The 15,702-nt window shown below is 68.5% G+C and carries 16 protein-coding genes; 10 read left to right on the plus strand and 6 right to left on the minus strand.

Annotation, left to right across the window (positions count from 1 at the left end; genetic code table 11):
- The first annotated feature begins 1 nt into the window (after position 1).
- The 8 genes from rlmN (at position 2) to der (ending at position 8,460) form a co-directional block, all read left to right on the plus strand.
- Positions 2 to 1,111, plus strand: a complete 1,110-nt coding sequence (gene rlmN, locus QT386_RS06065; RefSeq protein WP_289272850.1) for a 23S rRNA (adenine(2503)-C(2))-methyltransferase RlmN — start codon at positions 2 to 4, stop codon at positions 1,109 to 1,111.
- Positions 1,111 to 1,860: a type IV pilus biogenesis/stability protein PilW gene (gene pilW, locus QT386_RS06070; protein WP_289272851.1), complete on the plus strand. Its 750-nt coding sequence runs from the start codon at positions 1,111 to 1,113 to the stop codon at positions 1,858 to 1,860. Before rlmN ends, pilW begins: the two co-directional genes overlap by 1 nt.
- Positions 1,850 to 2,797, plus strand: a complete 948-nt coding sequence (locus tag QT386_RS06075) for a RodZ domain-containing protein (protein ID WP_289272852.1) — start codon at positions 1,850 to 1,852, stop codon at positions 2,795 to 2,797. The genes pilW and QT386_RS06075 overlap by 11 nt, the downstream gene beginning before the upstream one ends.
- A 28-nt stretch (positions 2,798 to 2,825) precedes the next feature.
- A complete protein-coding gene (gene ispG / locus QT386_RS06080; protein WP_289272913.1) occupies positions 2,826 to 3,923 on the plus strand; it encodes a flavodoxin-dependent (E)-4-hydroxy-3-methylbut-2-enyl-diphosphate synthase in 1,098 nt (365 codons plus the stop codon).
- A gap of 4 nt (positions 3,924 to 3,927) precedes the next feature.
- The gene (hisS, locus tag QT386_RS06085) at positions 3,928 to 5,220 is read left to right on the plus strand and encodes a histidine--tRNA ligase (protein ID WP_289272853.1); all 1,293 of its coding nucleotides are present in this window, start codon (positions 3,928 to 3,930) and stop codon (positions 5,218 to 5,220) included.
- A complete protein-coding gene (locus QT386_RS06090; RefSeq protein ID WP_289272854.1) occupies positions 5,217 to 5,849 on the plus strand; it encodes a tetratricopeptide repeat protein in 633 nt (210 codons plus the stop codon). The genes hisS and QT386_RS06090 overlap by 4 nt, the downstream gene beginning before the upstream one ends.
- Complete coding sequence (bamB, locus tag QT386_RS06095; protein WP_289272855.1) at positions 5,846 to 6,988, plus strand: outer membrane protein assembly factor BamB; 1,143 nt, start codon at positions 5,846 to 5,848, stop codon at positions 6,986 to 6,988. Before QT386_RS06090 ends, bamB begins: the two co-directional genes overlap by 4 nt.
- Before the next feature lie 77 nt (positions 6,989 to 7,065).
- Positions 7,066 to 8,460: a ribosome biogenesis GTPase Der gene (der, locus tag QT386_RS06100; protein WP_289272856.1), complete on the plus strand. Its 1,395-nt coding sequence runs from the start codon at positions 7,066 to 7,068 to the stop codon at positions 8,458 to 8,460.
- Between the two features lie 60 nt (positions 8,461 to 8,520).
- Here der and accC read toward each other — a convergent pair whose 3' ends face one another.
- From accC to cutA, 6 genes are all read right to left on the minus strand, one after another.
- On the minus strand, positions 8,521 to 9,879 hold the full coding sequence (gene accC, locus QT386_RS06105) for an acetyl-CoA carboxylase biotin carboxylase subunit (RefSeq protein ID WP_289272857.1): 1,359 nt from the start codon (positions 9,877 to 9,879) through the stop codon (positions 8,521 to 8,523).
- A 12-nt stretch (positions 9,880 to 9,891) separates the two neighbouring features.
- Positions 9,892 to 10,365: an acetyl-CoA carboxylase biotin carboxyl carrier protein gene (gene accB, locus QT386_RS06110; protein ID WP_289272858.1), complete on the minus strand. Its 474-nt coding sequence runs from the start codon at positions 10,363 to 10,365 to the stop codon at positions 9,892 to 9,894.
- A gap of 37 nt (positions 10,366 to 10,402) precedes the next feature.
- The gene (gene aroQ / locus QT386_RS06115; protein WP_289272859.1) at positions 10,403 to 10,846 is read right to left on the minus strand and encodes a type II 3-dehydroquinate dehydratase; all 444 of its coding nucleotides are present in this window, start codon (positions 10,844 to 10,846) and stop codon (positions 10,403 to 10,405) included.
- Positions 10,847 to 10,966: 120 nt separating this feature from the next.
- Positions 10,967 to 11,491, minus strand: a complete 525-nt coding sequence (locus QT386_RS06120) for a TlpA disulfide reductase family protein (protein WP_289272860.1) — start codon at positions 11,489 to 11,491, stop codon at positions 10,967 to 10,969.
- On the minus strand, positions 11,488 to 12,048 hold the full coding sequence (locus QT386_RS06125; protein ID WP_289272861.1) for a protein-disulfide reductase DsbD N-terminal domain-containing protein: 561 nt from the start codon (positions 12,046 to 12,048) through the stop codon (positions 11,488 to 11,490). The genes QT386_RS06120 and QT386_RS06125 overlap by 4 nt, the downstream gene beginning before the upstream one ends.
- Positions 12,039 to 12,356, minus strand: coding sequence for a divalent-cation tolerance protein CutA (cutA, locus tag QT386_RS06130; protein ID WP_289272862.1), 318 nt, complete (start codon positions 12,354 to 12,356; stop codon positions 12,039 to 12,041). Before cutA ends, QT386_RS06125 begins: the two co-directional genes overlap by 10 nt.
- A gap of 84 nt (positions 12,357 to 12,440) precedes the next feature.
- Between cutA and QT386_RS06135 the strand changes: the two genes are divergently transcribed.
- A complete protein-coding gene (locus tag QT386_RS06135) occupies positions 12,441 to 13,805 on the plus strand; it encodes an MATE family efflux transporter (RefSeq protein ID WP_289272863.1) in 1,365 nt (454 codons plus the stop codon).
- An 80-nt stretch (positions 13,806 to 13,885) separates the two neighbouring features.
- Positions 13,886 to 15,673: an ATP-binding protein gene (locus QT386_RS06140; protein WP_289272864.1), complete on the plus strand. Its 1,788-nt coding sequence runs from the start codon at positions 13,886 to 13,888 to the stop codon at positions 15,671 to 15,673.
- Positions 15,674 to 15,702 lie beyond the last annotated feature (29 nt).

A 15,702-nucleotide genomic window follows, 5' to 3' on the forward strand; every position in this document is an offset into this window, starting at 1 on the left:
GATGACCGCCGCCTCCGCCAGCACGCCCGTCAATCTGTTCGGTCTCGACCGGACCGAGCTGCGCGCGCGCTTCGCGGAGGCCGGCGAGAAGCCCTTCCGCGCCGACCAGATCATGCAGTGGATCTACCGGCGCGGGCAGGGCGACTTCGACGGCATGACCAACATCTCGAAGGATTTGCGCGGCAAGCTGGCCGAACGCTTCGAGATTCGCACGCCGGAGTTGCTCGCCGAGCAGGTATCGCAGGACGGCACCCGCAAGTGGGTGCTGCGCCTTGATGGCGGCAACGCCATCGAGACGGTCTACATCCCCGAGGAAGGCCGCGCGACGCTGTGCATCAGCTCGCAGGTCGGCTGCGCCATGGACTGTTCGTTCTGCTCCACCGCGCAGCAGGGCCTCAACCGCAACATGACCACGGCCGAGATCATCGCCCAGGTCTGGTTCGCCGCCCGCACGCTGGGCGGGGATTTCCAGAATGAGCGCGTGATCTCCAACATCGTGTTCATGGGCATGGGCGAGCCGCTGGCCAACTACGGCGCGGTGCTGCCCGCCATCCGCATCCTGCTGGACGACTTCGGCTTCGGCATGTCCAAGCGCCGGGTCACGGTCTCCACCTCCGGCCTGGTGCCGTTCATGGACCGCCTGCGCGGCGACGTCGACACCGCCCTGGCCGTCTCGCTGCACGCGCCCAACGACGCGCTGCGCAACGAGCTGGTGCCGATCAACCGCAAGTACAACATCGAAGAGCTGATGGCCGCCTGCCGTCGCTATGTCGAGGGCAAGGACCGCAAGACGCACATCGTCTACGAGTACGTCATGCTCGACGGTGTCAACGATTCGCCCGCGCTGGCGCGCGACCTGGCGAAGCTGCTGGGCAACATGCCCGCCAAGGTGAACCTCATTCCGTTCAACCCCTTCCCGGGCTCGGACTACACGCGCTCCAAGCCGGAAGCGATCCGTGCCTTCGGCGAGGTGCTGCGCGCCAAGCGCATCATCACCACCACCCGCAAGACGCGCGGCGACGATATCGACGCGGCCTGCGGCCAGCTCGTCGGCCGCGTGCAGTCCAAGCAGAAGAACCGCCTGCGCGACATTCCCGTGAGGCTGGGCTGATGCGCCTCCTGGCCGTGGTGCTGCTCGCGGCCCTCCTGGGTGCCTGTGCCTCCTCCGGCAATCGCGGCAACAAGCAGGAAGCCTCGCGCATCAACACCCAGCTGGGCATCGACTACGCGCGCAATGGCCAGTTGCAGTTGGCCGAGGAAAAACTGCAGCGCGCCCTGGAGCAGGATTCCTCCAACGCCCTGACCTACGCGGCGCTGGCCTTCGTCTACCAGCAGCGCGGCGAAATGGATCCGGCCGAGCGCAACTACCGCCGCTCGCTGTCGCTGAACCCCAACGATTCCCAGGTGCGCAACAACTTCGGCGCCTTCCTTTGCGGCCGCGGCAAGAGTGCCGATGGCGTGGAGTACTTCCTGCAGGCCGCGCGCGACCGTCGCTACGCCACGCCCGAGGTGGCCTGGACCAACGCAGGCGTCTGCTTCCGCAGCAAGGACCCCGAGAAGGCCGAGAGCTACCTGCGCGAAGCCCTGCGCGTCAACCCGACCTTCCCCGATGCGCTGGCGCAGATGATCGCCCTGTGCGTCGAGAAGCAGGACTACCTGCGCGCACGTGCCTTCACGCAGCGCTACGAACAGTCCGGCGCCGCGGCGTCGCCGCAGATGCTGTGGCAGGCCGCCCAGGCCGAGGTTGGCCTGGGTGACTGGGATGCCGCGCGCAAGTACCAGATCCGATTGAAGCGCGAGTTTCCCGATTCCGCGGAAGCCGCCATGATGCTGAAGACCCACCAGAACGATGAACGCTGAAAACGAAACCCAGACGACGGGCGAGCAGCCCGCAACGGCCACGGAGGCCAGCCCCGGTGCGATGATCCGCCAGGGACGCGAGCGCATGCACCTGTCGCTCGACGAGCTGGCCGGCGTCACCAAGCTGTCGTACAGCACCATCGAGGCGCTGGAGCGCGACGATTTCAGCGCGCTGCTGGAGCCGGTTTACGTGCGCGGCTACTACCGCAAGTGCGCCAAGGTGCTCGACCTCCCCGAGAAGGCCTTGCTCGATGCCTACCAGGCCCGCGTGGCGCCGCGCCAGCCGCTGCCCCCAGCAAAGCTGCGCCTGGCCTCCGGCGCCGACCTCGGCTCCGCCAGCCGCCTGCCGCTGACGCTGGCCCTGGTCGGCGCGATGATCGCCGTACTGGTTTGCGCCGTGGTCTGGGTGGCACGCAACACCGGCGGCCAGCCGCCGGTTCAGGCGGGCGAGGCGGGCCTGGCCGCCGCTCCGGCCGCCAGCGATGCCACCGTGGTGCCCGGCGCGGATATCGCCGTGCCTGCCGCCACCCCGGCCGAGGTGCCTGCTCCCGCCGCGCCGGATGCCACCGGCGTTCCCGCCGATGCCGGCACGGCCATCGCGGTGCCGGCCGCTGCGGCTCCGACGGCACCCGCGGCTCCGGCGGCCGAACCCGCGCCGAACGCCGCCACGCCGGCCGCCCCGGCCGTTGGGCCCGGCTCGGCCGTGTTGAAGTTCACCGCCACCTCCTGGGTGCGCGTGGACGATGCCAGCGGCAAGACCCTGTTCAACGGCCTGGCGCAGCCGAACGAATCGCACGTGCTCAACGGCGCGCTGCCGCTGAACGTGTTCCTCGGAAACGCGCCTGCGGTGCAGGTGGAGTTCGGCGGCAAGCCGTTCGACACCCAGGCCTTCCAGCGCGACAACAAGACCGCGCGCTTCACGCTGCCGGCACGCTGATTCAAGACGGGGTTTCGCGCTCATGGCGATGAAGAGCCACCACCAGATCCAGCGGCGCAAGTCGCGGCCCATCCGCGTCGGCCGCGTGACCGTGGGCGGCGATGCGCCGGTCGCGGTGCAGACCATGACCAACACCGATACCGAGGACGTCGCCGCCACCGTGGCGCAGATCCAGTCGGCGGTGAAGGCGGGCGCCGACATCGTGCGCGTCTCGGTACCGACCCTGAAAGCCGCTGAAGCTTTCGGCAAGATCAAGAAGCAGGTCGGCTACGTGCCCCTGGTCGCCGATATCCACTTCAACTACAAGTGCGGCCTCGCCGCGGCCGAGGCCGGCGCCGACTGCCTGCGCATCAACCCCGGCAACATCGGCGGCGATCGCAAGGTGGCCGAGGTCATCGCCTGCGCGCGCCACCACGGCATCCCGATCCGCATCGGCGTCAACGCCGGTTCGCTGGAAGCCGACCTGCAGGAGAAGTACGGCGAGCCCAACTCCGACGCCCTGGTGGAGTCGGCGATGCGCCACATCGAGATCCTGCAGAAGCACAGCTTCGATGATTTCAAGGTCTCGCTGAAGGCCTCCGAGGTCTTCATGACGGTGGAGGCCTACCGCAAGCTGGCGAAGATGATCGACCAGCCGCTGCACCTGGGCATCACCGAGGCCGGCGGCCTGCGTGCCGGCGCGGTCAAGTCCGCCATCGGCCTGGGCATGCTGCTGGCCGACGGTATCGGCGACACCATCCGCGTGTCGCTGGCCGCCGACCCGATCGAGGAAGTGAAGGTGGGCTGGGACATGCTCAAGTCCCTGCACCTGCGCAACCGCGGCATCAACCTGGTGGCCTGCCCATCCTGCTCGCGCCAGAACTTCGACGTGATCAAGGCCGTGGCCGAGCTCGAACGCCGCTTCGACGAGATCGACGAGCCGCTGGACCTGGCCGTGATCGGCTGCGTCGTCAACGGCCCGGGCGAGGCGAGGGAAGCCGCCATCGGCGTCGCCGGCGGTCGCCCCAACTCGATCTACGTCGACGGCAAGATCCAGCACAAGGCACACAACGACGAGCTGGTCGATGTGCTCGAGAAGCTGGTGCGCGAAAAGCTCGTTGCCCGCAAGGCCGCCAAGACCTCCTGACCCCATGGCCAACCTGTTCCAGTCCGTAAAGGGCTTCAATGACGTGCTGCCCCCTGCCACCGCGCAGTGGCAGCATTTCCACGCGGTCGCCGCGGACATCCTCAACGGCTACGGTTACGGCGAGATCCGCCTGCCCATCATCGAGCAGCTGGCGCTGTTCAAGCGTTCCATCGGCGAGGTCACCGACATCGTCGAGAAGGAGATGTTCGCCTTCCAGGACCGCGAGGGCGACATGCTGGCGCTGCGTCCGGAAGGCACCGCCGCCTGCGTGCGCGCCGGCCTGGAGCATGGCCTGCTGCACAACCAGCAGCAGCGCCTGTGGTACGCCGGCCCCATGTTCCGCCACGAGCGCCCGCAGGCTGGCCGCTACCGCCAGTTCCACCAACTGGGCGTCGAGGCCTACGGCATGGGCGGGCCGGACATCGATGTCGAGCTGATCGCGCTGTCCGCCCGCTTGTTCAAGCGCCTGGGCCTGAAGGACCTGACGCTCGAGCTGAACTCCCTGGGCAGCAGCGAGACCCGGCAGAACTATCGCGCCGCCCTGGTCAGCCACCTGGAGAAGCACTTGTCCGGGCTGGACGCGGACTCCCAGCGCCGCCTGCAGACCAATCCGTTGCGCGTGCTGGACTCCAAGTCGGCCCAGACCCAGGCCCTGCTGGCCGAGGCGCCGAGCATCCTGGACTTCCTGGACGACGAGTCGCGCGCGCACTTCGATGGCCTGCGTCAGGGCCTGGATGACCTGGGCATCGCCTACCACGTCAATCCGCGCCTGGTGCGCGGCCTCGACTACTACTGCCGCAGCGTGTTCGAGTGGACCACCACCCAGCTCGGCTCCCAGGGCACGGTCTGCGCCGGCGGCCGCTATGACGGCCTGGTGCAGCAGCTGGGCGGCACGCCGACCCCGGCGGTGGGCTGGGCCAGCGGCGTCGAGCGCCTGATCCTGCTGCTCAACGCGCAGCAGGCGTCCTTGCCGGACGGTGCGGCCCAGGTCTACTTCTGCTGGCTGGGTGACGACGCCCAGCGCGAGGCCCGCAAGCTGGCCGAGACCCTGCGCGATCGCCTGCCGGGCCTGCGCATGGTGCTGCATGCCGGTGGCGGCAAGCTCCAGGCGCAGCTCAAGCGCGCCGACAAGAGCGGTGCCCGCCTGGCCCTGATCCTGGGTGACCAGGAAGCAGCGGAAAAGCGCATTCAAGTAAAATCCCTGCGCAGCAACGAATCCCAACAGCAAACCCTGGGTTGGCCGGAACTCCCGGCCCACCTGGCTGGTCTGCTGGAACTCAGCGAGAAACCCACGTGACGACTCATTACGACGACGAAGAACAGGTCGAGAACCTCAAGCGCTGGTGGAAGGAGAACTGGCTGGCGCTGGTGGTCGGCCTGGGTATCGGCCTGGCCGGCATCGTCGGCTGGGAGCAGTGGAAGAGCCACAAGACCGGCGAGTCCGAGCAGGCCTCACAGATCTACGAGGACATGAAGAAGGCGGTCGAGGCCGGCAAGGGTGAAGACGCCCAGGCCGCCGGCGACAAGCTGCTGAAGGACTTCGCCGCTTCGCCCTACGCTACCGACGCTGCGCTGCTGCTGGCGGCCCGGGCGGTCGAGGCCGGCAAGCTGGACGAGGCCCTCAAGCAGCTGCAGTGGGTCACCGCCAACAGCAAGGACGCCGGCATGCAGCGCCTCGCGCGCCTGCGCCAGGCCCGCGTGCTGTGGGCGCAGAGCAAACCCGAGGACGCCCTCAAGCAGCTCGACGGCGATGCCGGCGAGTACGGCCACCTGTTCGACGAACTGCGCGGCGACATCAAGCTGGCCCAGGGCGACCGCGATGCGGCCCGCCAGGCCTACGAAAAGGCCCTGAAGGCCCAGGCCGACAAGCCGGGCGCCACCGAACTCCTCCAGCGCAAGCTGGATGACCTCGCGGTGCAGTCATGAAGACCTCCCGCGTCCTGCTGGTCCTGCTGCTGGCGGCCGCCGCCGCGGCCTGCTCCAGCAAGGGCAAGGTGCGCGAGCCGGCCAAGCTCACCAGCATCGAGGCGCCAGCGGTCAAGCCGCAGACGGCTTGGAGCCACTCCGCCGGCAACGGCAGCAAGGGTGAATTCGGCGGCTTGCGCCTGGCGCTGGAAGCCGATGCCCTGTTCGCCGCGGACACCGCCGGCCGCGTCTATGCCTTCGAGCCCAAGACCGGCAAGCGCCTGTGGGAAGCCAGCACGCAGAGTCGCGTGATCTCCGGCCCCGGCGTTTCCGGCGACCTGGTGCTAGTCGGCACACTGGATGCCGAGGTGATCGCCCTGTCCCGTGCCGACGGCAAGGAAAAGTGGCGTCGCAGCGTGTCCAGCGAGGTCATGTCGGCCCCGGTAGGCAACGGTGACGTCGTCGTGGCCCGCAGCGGCGACGGCCGCGTCTACGGCCTCACCGCCACCCGCGGCGACCGTGTCTGGCTGCAGGACCGTAGCGTCCCCAACCTGACCCTGCGCGGCATGTCGACCCCGCTCGTGGCCGGCAACCGTGTCTACATCGGCTTCGACAACGGCCGCCTGGCGGCCCTGAAGCTGTCCGACGGCACCCCCGAGTGGGAGCAGGTCGTGGCCGTGCCCAGTGGCCGTACCGAGCTGGAGCGCCTGACCGACGTCGACGCCAGCCTGCTCGACAACGGCAAGGACCTGTTCGCCGCCAGCTTCGGTGGTGAAGTGGCCTGCCTGGACGGCGACACCGGCCAGGTGCTGTGGCGCCGCTCGATCAAGAGCTACACCGGCTTCGCCGAGGCCGGCGACTTCGTGGTCGTCACCGACGAAGCCGGCGTGGTCTGGGCGCTGGATGCCCGTACCGGCGCTGCCGCCTGGAAGCAGGAGGCCCTGCTCAATCGCCGCCTGTCGCCGCCGGTCTCCTACAAGGGCTGGGTCGTGCTGGGTGACTTTGAGGGCTACCTGCACTGGCTGGATCCCAAGGACGGCAAGATCGTCGGCCGCTCGCGCGAGGGCAGCGACCCGATCCGCGCAGCGCTGGTCAGCGGTGACGACCTGCTCTACGTGATGAACAGTACCGGCCGCATCGCTGCCGTCCACCTGAAGTAAGCAATGGTGGGAGAAAGGGCGGGCCCTAGGGGTACCTGGGGCCCGCCCTTTCGTTTCCACCGGTATGATGACGCCGTATGAACGAGAAGATCCCCACCATCGCGCTGGTCGGCCGCCCCAACGTCGGCAAGTCCACGCTGTTCAACCGGCTGACCGGAACGCGCGACGCGCTCGTCGCGGACCTGCCAGGCCTGACGCGCGATCGCCAGTACGGCTTCGGGAGCTTCGAGAACAAGGCCTTCATCGTCGTGGATACCGGCGGCCTGATGCCGGACTCGGCCGACCCGCTGGCCGCCCTGGCCGAAGAACAGGCGCAGATCGCGCTGGACGAGGCCGACCAGGTGCTGTTCCTGGTTGACGGCCTGCAGGGCCGCCTGGGGCCGGACGAGGCCATCGCCAAGCAGCTGCGCAAGCTGGGCAAGCCCCTGACCCTGCTGGTCAACAAGTCCGAGGGCCAGACCAAGGCCACGGTCGCCAACGATTTCTATGCGCTGGGCCTGGGCGAGCCGGTGCCGGTTTCGGCCGCACACGGTGACGGCATTGCCGGGCTGCTGCGCGAACTGCTCAAGGACACCCCGGAGCAGGAAGCCCCGCGCCCGCAGGACGGCATCTGCGTGGCCATCGTCGGCCGTCCCAATGTCGGCAAGTCCACGCTGGTCAATCGCCTGCTCGGCGAAGAGCGCGTGGTCGCCGCCGACATGCCGGGCACCACGCGCGACGCCATCGCCGTGCCCTTCGAGTACGACGACCGCAAGTTCACGCTGATCGACACCGCCGGCATCCGCCGCCGCGCCCGCGTCTGGGAGGCGGTGGAGAAGTTCTCCATCGTCAAGACGCTGGACGCAATCGAGCGCGCCCACGTCGTGATCGCCGTGCTCGACGCCCACAACGACATCAGCGAGCAGGACGCGCGCCTGCTGGGCCTGGTGGCGCAGCGCGGTCGCGCCATGATCCTGGCCGTGAACAAGTGGGACGGCCTGCAGCCCGACGAGCGCGAGCAGGTGCGCTACCAGGTCACGCTGAAGATGCCGTTCCTGGACTACGCGCCGGTGCGCTACATCTCCGCGCGCCACGGTACCGGTGTCGGCGAACTGATGGGCTTCGTGCAGGATGCCTATGAAGCCACCATGCGCGAGATGCCGACGCCGGAACTGAACAAGGTGCTGGAGAAGGCGGTGGAGCAGCACCAGCCGCCGGCCGTGCTGGGGCGGCGCATCAAGCTGCGCTATGCCCACCAGGGTGGCCAGAACCCGCCGATGATCGTCGTGCACGGCAACCAGACCGAGAAGCTGCCGGACGTCTACAAGCGCTACCTGACCAACCGCTTCCGCGACGCCTTCAAGCTCGTCGGCGTGCCCCTGGTGCTGACCTTCAAGACCAGCGAGAATCCCTTCAAGGGCCGCAAGAACCAGCTGACCGGCCGCCAGATCAAGAAGAAGAAGCGCCTGATGGCGCGCGTGAAGCGCAAGTAGATTCCGCCCCGCAACGAAGAAGGCCCGGCATTGCCGGGCCTTCTTCGTTTCATGCAGCGATCACTCCGTCTGCCACTGGGCCAGCATGTCTTCCAGGTAATGGATGTTGTGCTCGCCTTCGCGGAACACCCCGTCGCGCATGATGCGGCTCTGCAGCGGGATGTTGGTCTGGATGCCCTCGATGATCATTTCCGCCAACGCCTGGCGCATGCGCGCGATGGCAGACTTGCGGTCCGGACCCCAGGTGATCAGCTTGCCGATCATGGAGTCGTAGTTGGGCGGGACCTTGTAGCCGTTGTAGATGTGCGAATCCAGGCGCACGCCGGGACCACCCGGCGCATGGTACTTCTTGATCTCGCCGGGCGAGGGGATGAAGGTGCGCGGGTTCTCGGCGTTGATGCGGCATTCGATCGCGTGGCCGCGCAGGCGCACGTGCTTCTGCTGCTTCTTCAGCGGACGGCCCGCGGCGATCTTGATCATCTCGCGGATCAGGTCCACGCCGGTGACCAGCTCGGTCACCGGGTGCTCCACCTGGATGCGCGTGTTCATCTCGATGAAGTAGAACTGGCCGTTCTCGTAGAGGAACTCGAAGGTGCCGGCGCCACGGTAGCCGATACGCACGCAGGCGTCGGCGCAGAGCTGGCCGATCTCGTCGCGCTGCTTCTGCGTGATGCCGGGAGCGGGGGATTCCTCCACCACCTTCTGGTTGCGGCGCTGCATCGAGCAGTCGCGTTCGCCGAGGTGGATGGCGTTGCCCTGGCCGTCGGACAGCACCTGGAACTCCACGTGGCGCGGCGCCTCCAGGTACTTCTCCATGAACACCGAGGCGTCCTTGAATGCGTTCAGTGCCTCGGTGCGGGCCAGCTGGACCTTGACGATCAGTTCCTCGGGCTTGCGCACCACGTGCATGCCGCGGCCGCCACCGCCAGACACCGCCTTGATCAGCACCGGGTAGCCGACGCGCTCGGCGATGGCCAGGCACTCGGCCTCGTCCTCTGGCAGGATGCCGTCGGAGCCGGGCACGCAGGGTACGCCGGCCGCGATCATCTCGGCCTTGGCGTTGGTCTTGGAGCCCATCATGCGGATGGTTTCCGGACGCGGGCCGATGAAGATGAAGCCGGACTTCTCCACCGACTCGGCGAAGTCGGCGTTCTCGGACAGGAAGCCGTAGCCCGGGTGGATCGCGTCGGCCTGGGTGATCTCGGCCGCAGCGATCAGCGCCGGCATGTTGAGGTAGGACTTGGTCGCGGGCGCGGGGCCGATGCAGACCGCCTCGTCCGCCAGGGCCACGTGCTTGAGCTCGCGGTCGGCGGTGGAATACACCGCCACCGTCTTGATGCCCATCTCGCGGCAGCAACGCAGGATGCGCAGGGCAATCTCACCGCGGTTGGCGATGAGGATTTTCTTGATCTCTTTCATGGCCGGAGCCGCTTACTCAATCGCGAACAGCGGCTGGTCGAATTCCACCGGCTTCTCGTTGTCCGCCAGGATTTCCACGACCACGCCGGCCTTGTCGGACTCGATCTGGTTGAGCATCTTCATGGCTTCGATGATGCACAACACCTGGCCGGCCTTCACGGTCTGGCCGACCTCGACGAAAGACTTGGCGCCCGGCGAGGGCGAGCGGTAGAAGGTGCCGACCATCGGCGCCTTGACGATGTGGCGGCTGTCCGAGGCGCGCGGCGCGGCGGCCGGGGCCGCGGCAGGAGCGGCGGCAACGGGCGCAGCCGCGACCGGGGCGGGCAGGGCGGCAGGCGCGGCTACCGCCGGTGCGGTCAGGTACTGCGTCACCGGACCGGTGTTGCGGCTGATGCGGACCGATTCTTCGCCCTCCTTGACCTCCAGCTCGGAGATGCCGGACTGCTCGACGAGGTCGATCAGGGTCTTGATCTTGCGCAAATCCATTTGAATGTCCCTCCCGGGGAGCTTTTGTCTGTTGGTGTCAGCGCTTGGAAAGTCGTTCGTGGGCAGCTTGCAGGGCGAGTCGATAGCCCAGCGGGCCCAGGCCCACGATTTGGCCGACGGCGATGTCGGAGAAATACGAGTGATGCCGGAACTGTTCACGAGCGTGCACATTGGACAGGTGCACCTCGATGAAGGGGATCGCCACGCCCAGCAGCGCGTCGCGGATGGCGATGCTGGTGTGCGTGAAGGCGGCGGGATTGATCAGGATGAAGTCCACGCCCTCGGCCCTTGCCTGGTGGACGCGTTCCACGATCTGGCCTTCCTGGTTGCTCTGGAAGGCCGAGAGCCGGTGGCCGAGCTGCTGGGCTTCCTCAGCCAGCCCTTTCTCGATGTCGGCCAGCGTGGCCGAGCCGTAGATACCTGGCTCGCGGGTGCCGAGCAGGTTCAGATTGGGGCCGTTGATGAGGAGCAGGTGGCTCAAGCAGGCGTTTTCCGGTGCGAAGTGCCCGGATTCTGCCGTCAGCTACGCCGAAAAGGCAAGTTCGCTGCAATTCGGTGCAAGATACCGTACGTTCAGGGGGAGATGCTTGTGCGATCCAGCCTACAAGTGTTCCTGCACAAGTGTATCGATTTGCTCGCGCGTCATGCCGCCCAAAACGGTCTTCAGGACGCGTCCGTCCCGTGAAATCAACACGGTATAGGGCAGCATGCCGTTGTGGTTGCCCAGTGCACGGGCGGCCGCGTCGGCCTGTGCCAGATCGGCCGACACCGGGTAGTTGATGCGCAGGCGCTGCGCCATGGCCTTGGCCGGTTCCGTCTCGTCGAAGGCCGGCCCCAGCACCTGCAGGCCCTTGGCACCGTAGCGTGCCTGAGCCTCCACCAGCAGCGGGATTTCGTCGACACAGGGCGCGCACCAGGTCGCCCAGAAGTTCACCAGCAGCAGCTTGCCCTGCCACTCGGCCAGCGTACGCGACTGCCCATTGAGATCGGTCAGCGTTATCGCAGGCGCCGGCTCGCCCTGCATGCGGCTGCCTCCCATCCACCAGCCGGAGGCGAGGAAACCCGCCGCCATCGCCGCCATGCCGGCGACGACGAAGCCGGCGGCCAGCCAGCCGCGGCGCGTCATGAGCGCACCGCCGCGGGCACCGCTAGCTGCTGCTGTTGAGGCGGGTAGCAGATGCCGAGGTCGGCACAGCCCTGGTAGTGCACCCGCAGCTTCAGCGGGCCCTTCATGCCCGGCGGCAGGTCGAACTCGGCGGCAACGATGCCGCGGTAGACCTCGACCTTGCCGAACTCCCGATCCTGGATCGTCTCGCCCTTGGGCAGGCGTGGCGGTGCCAGGCGGAAGCCCTGCGGCGTCAGCACCTCGAAGGCCAACTGGCCGCGGTAGAGGTAATAACCGGGAGCGATGTTCCATTCCAGCTTGAGTGCCTGCGCCTGGCGCCTGGCCGGCAGCAGCTGGAAGGCTTCTTCCACCGGCAAGAGACTCTCCTCGGCTGGAGACAGCCAGCCTGGGTTCGCCCTCAACCCACCACCCGCTCCTCGGGCGCCCCCCCCCTCTCCCGCGATGCGGGCGAGGGACGGCTGCCGGCCTGCGGCCGGGTCTTCATTCGTGGGGCGGGCAGTGGCGCCCATGGCAAGGCTGCAGGCCAGGGCCAGCAGCAGCGTGCGGATCAGCGGCATGAAGCGAGAATCCAGTCGAGGTACGGAGGATGGACGGCGTCGGGGTTGACCGCGACGATCTCGGGAAGTTCGTAGGGGTGCCGGGCCAGCACCGCCTGGCGCAGGGCCTCGAAGCCCTCCGAGGGCGCCTTGACCAGCAGCAGGGCCTCCTCGTCGCGCTGTACCGCCTCCTGCCAGCGGTAGACCGAGACGATCCCCGGCAGGACGTTGACGCAGGCGGCGACACGGGCTTCCACCAGCGACCGCGCCAGCCCCTCGGCGCGGTCGGCCGGGCAGGTGACGAGGACGATTTGCAGGGAGGCGGTCATTGCGGACGCCATTGTGCCTGCGCGGCGGCCGGGCTGCGTGCATGCAGTACACTTCGCGCCCCCCGCAGCACCCGTGACCCGCTCGTGACCGATTCGCCCCATTTGCCGCCCGGCGCGTCGTTCCGCCGTGAAGCCGGCGCCAACCTAAAGCTGGCCCTGCCGCTGATGGCGGCCCAGATCGCCGCCGTGGGCATGGGCACGGTGGACACGATCCTGGCCGGCCAACTCGGGGCGCAGGCCCTGGCCGCGGTCGCGGTGGGCTCCAACTACGCCGTGCTGTTCTTCATCTTCTTCCACGGGGTGCTGATGGCCTGCTCGCCGATCGTCGCCCAGCGGGCCGGCGCCGGCCGCCCCGCGGGCGATACCGGCATCTTCCTGCGCGAACTGCTGCCCCTGGGCCTGGTGGTGGCGGCGTTGTGGTGGCTGCTGCTGCGCCTGACCGCTGCTCCACTGATCGGGCGGCTGGGGCTGCCGCCGGAAACCGCACGCACCGCCGTCGAGTTCCTGCAGGCGCTGTCCTGGAGCGCCTTCGGCTTCAGTGCCTGGTTCGTGCTGCGCTACACCGCCGAGGGCCTGGGCCAGCCGCGGCCGATCCTGCTGGCCGGCGTGGTCGGCCTGGTGGTCAACGGCCTGCTGGCCTGGGGGCTGCTGTTCGGGCACTGGGGCCTGCCGGCGCTGGGTGCGCCGGGCTGCGGCTGGGCCACGTCCATCGCCGCGCTTGCGATGGCGGCGACCCTGGCGCTGCAATACAGATTGCGCCCGGCGTTGCGGCCGGTGCGGCTGTTCGAGGGCGAACTGGTCCGGCCGGCGGCCGACTCCGCCGAGGTGCTGCGCCTGGGCCTGCCGATCGGCCTGATCCTGGCGGCCGAGGCCGGCCTGTTCGTGATGGCGGCGATGCAGATGTCGCTGTTCGGCGAGTCCACCGTGGCGGCCTACCAGGTGGCGATCAACTTCGCCGCGCTGATGTTCATGATCCCGATGGGCATCGGCCTGGCGGCCACCGTGCGCGTGGGGCAGGCCGTGGGCGCGGGGCTTGGGGCCGCCGAGGTGCGCTTCCGTGGCCGCGTCGGCATGCAGCTTGGCTTGATCAATGCGGCGTCCAACGCCCTGATCATGCTGCTGCTCGCCACCCTGATCGTGAGGCTCTACACCGCCGATGCCGAGATCGGCGCCCTGGCCGTGAAGTTCCTGTGGCTGGCCGCGGCCTTCCAGTTCTTCGACGCCGTGCAGGTCACCGCCAACGGCGCCCTGCGCGGCATCAAGGACACGCGGCTGCCGATGCTGATCACCGTGGTCGCCTACTGGGCCGTGGGCTTCCCAGTCAGCTGGTGGCTGGCCTTCCATACCCCGCTGGGGCCGGACGGCGTCTGGTGGGGCCTGACCGTCGGCCTGGCCGCCGCCGCGGTGGGGCTCGCCGCGCGCTTCCGCCACAAGGCACAATCCGCCTGAGAAAAAGGGCGCGGTGGGCGCCGGGGGCGTGCGTGGTCGGGAAGTCCGTGCGGTGGCGGGGACTGTGGGCGTGGCTCCTGTTGCTGGCAGCCGGGGCGGCCACCGGGCCGGCGCGTGCCGATTCCATACAGCTGCTGACCGCAGGCGAGTTCCTGCCGCAGGCGACCATGGCGCTGCCCGACGACGCCGATCCGCGCTGGCGGCCGGTCGTCCTGCCGGACGTCTGGCGCGGCGATGAACGCTTCGCCGGTGGCAGCGCCGGCTGGTACCGCTTCCGTCTCGCCGGACTGCAGTCCGGAGGAGAGGCCTGGGCGATCTACCTGCAGCGCGCCAGCCTCAACGTCACGGTGTACTTCAACCGCAGCATGCTGGGTGATGAGGGCAGCTTCGATGAGCCGATGGCGCTGTACGCCAATCGCGCCCTGCTGCTGACGGTGCCGGCGCCGCTGCTGCGGCCTGACGCCAACGTCCTGCACGTCTACCTGCGCGGCTACCCGAATTTCACCGGCCTGCCGCCGCTCGAAGTGGGCTCGTTGGACGAGCTGAAGCCCGAGTACGAGCGCCGCCGCCTGCTGCAGAACCATGCCGGCCTCGGCCTGATGATGCTGAGCCTGGTGGCCTGCGGCTTTGGCCTGAGCTTCTGGCGGCGTCATCCGGATCAGCCGGTGTACCTCTGGTTCGGCCTGACCGCGGCCTTCTGGTGTGTGTTCTGTGCCTACACCGCCTTCAGCCAGCCGCCGCTGCCGGGACGCTGGTGGCTGGCAACGGTGCACAGCGCCATCGACTGGTCGTTCGCCTCGCAACTGATCTTCGTCCACCGCTTCCTCGACATGCGCCGACCGCGGCTGGAGCAGCTGGCCCTGGGCCTGGCCGTGGTCGCCACCCTGGTGAACTTCCTCGGCGGCTGGTGGGAGCTGCGCTACCTGGGCAGCCTGATGCACCTGCCGGGGCTGATCAGCGTCGCCTACTGCCTGGTCTTCGCGATTGGCCGCGGGCGCCTGAGCCCGCGTACCGACGTGGTGCTGCTCTGTGCCGGCCTGGCCCTGGAACTGGGGCTGGTGCTCGGCGATGCACTGCCGACCGTGGCGGGGGCCGAGGGCCGCTATCTCAATCCGCTGCTGCTGGCGCATTTCGCGGTGCCGCTGCTGCTGTACGCCATGGCCTGGCGCCTGATCGACCGATCACTGGCCATGCGCCGCGAACTGGAGCAGCTCAACCGTCGCCTGGAAGGGCGCGTGGCGCAGGTACGCGCCGAGGTGGAGCAGGTCTATCTGCACCGCTATACGCTGGAGCGCGAGCAGGCGCGGCTGGAGGAGCGCGAGCGCCTGCATCGCGACCTGCACGACGATCTCGGGGCCAAGCTGCTGACCCTGGTGCATTCGGCGGGCAACGAACAGAACGTGACCCTGGCCCGCTCCGCGCTCGCCGACTTGCGCGAGGTGGTATCGCTGAACCCGGAAGACGCCATCAGCCTGCGAGGCGCCCTGTCGGAGATGGAAACCGACGCTCGCCATCGCGCCGAGGCGATGCACTGCCGCCTCGAATGGCGTTACTCCGAGGAGGCCGAAGATTTGGAGCTGCCGTCCGGCTTCGCCTTCCACGTTGCCCGCATCCTGCGAGAGGCGCTCGGCAATGCCCTGCATCATGGGCAGGCGAGCCGGGTCGAGGTGGATGTCTCGGTGGTCGGGGAGGCCTTGTCCGTACAGGTCCGTGATGACGGCTGCGGCAATGCCGACTACCGGCCTGGCGGCGGCATGAACCGGATGCGTACGCGCGCGGGCCAACTGCGCGGCGATGTGCGCTGGCTGCCCCTGGCGGGCGGCGGGACCTGCGTCGAGTTGAGCGCGCCGCTTCCGGCTCCGGCCTGAGGCTCGCACGACGCCGTCCCAGGCGGCAG

This window comes from Solimonas sp. SE-A11, from assembly GCF_030345715.1.
Taxonomy (GTDB): Bacteria; Pseudomonadota; Gammaproteobacteria; order Nevskiales; family Nevskiaceae; genus Solimonas_A.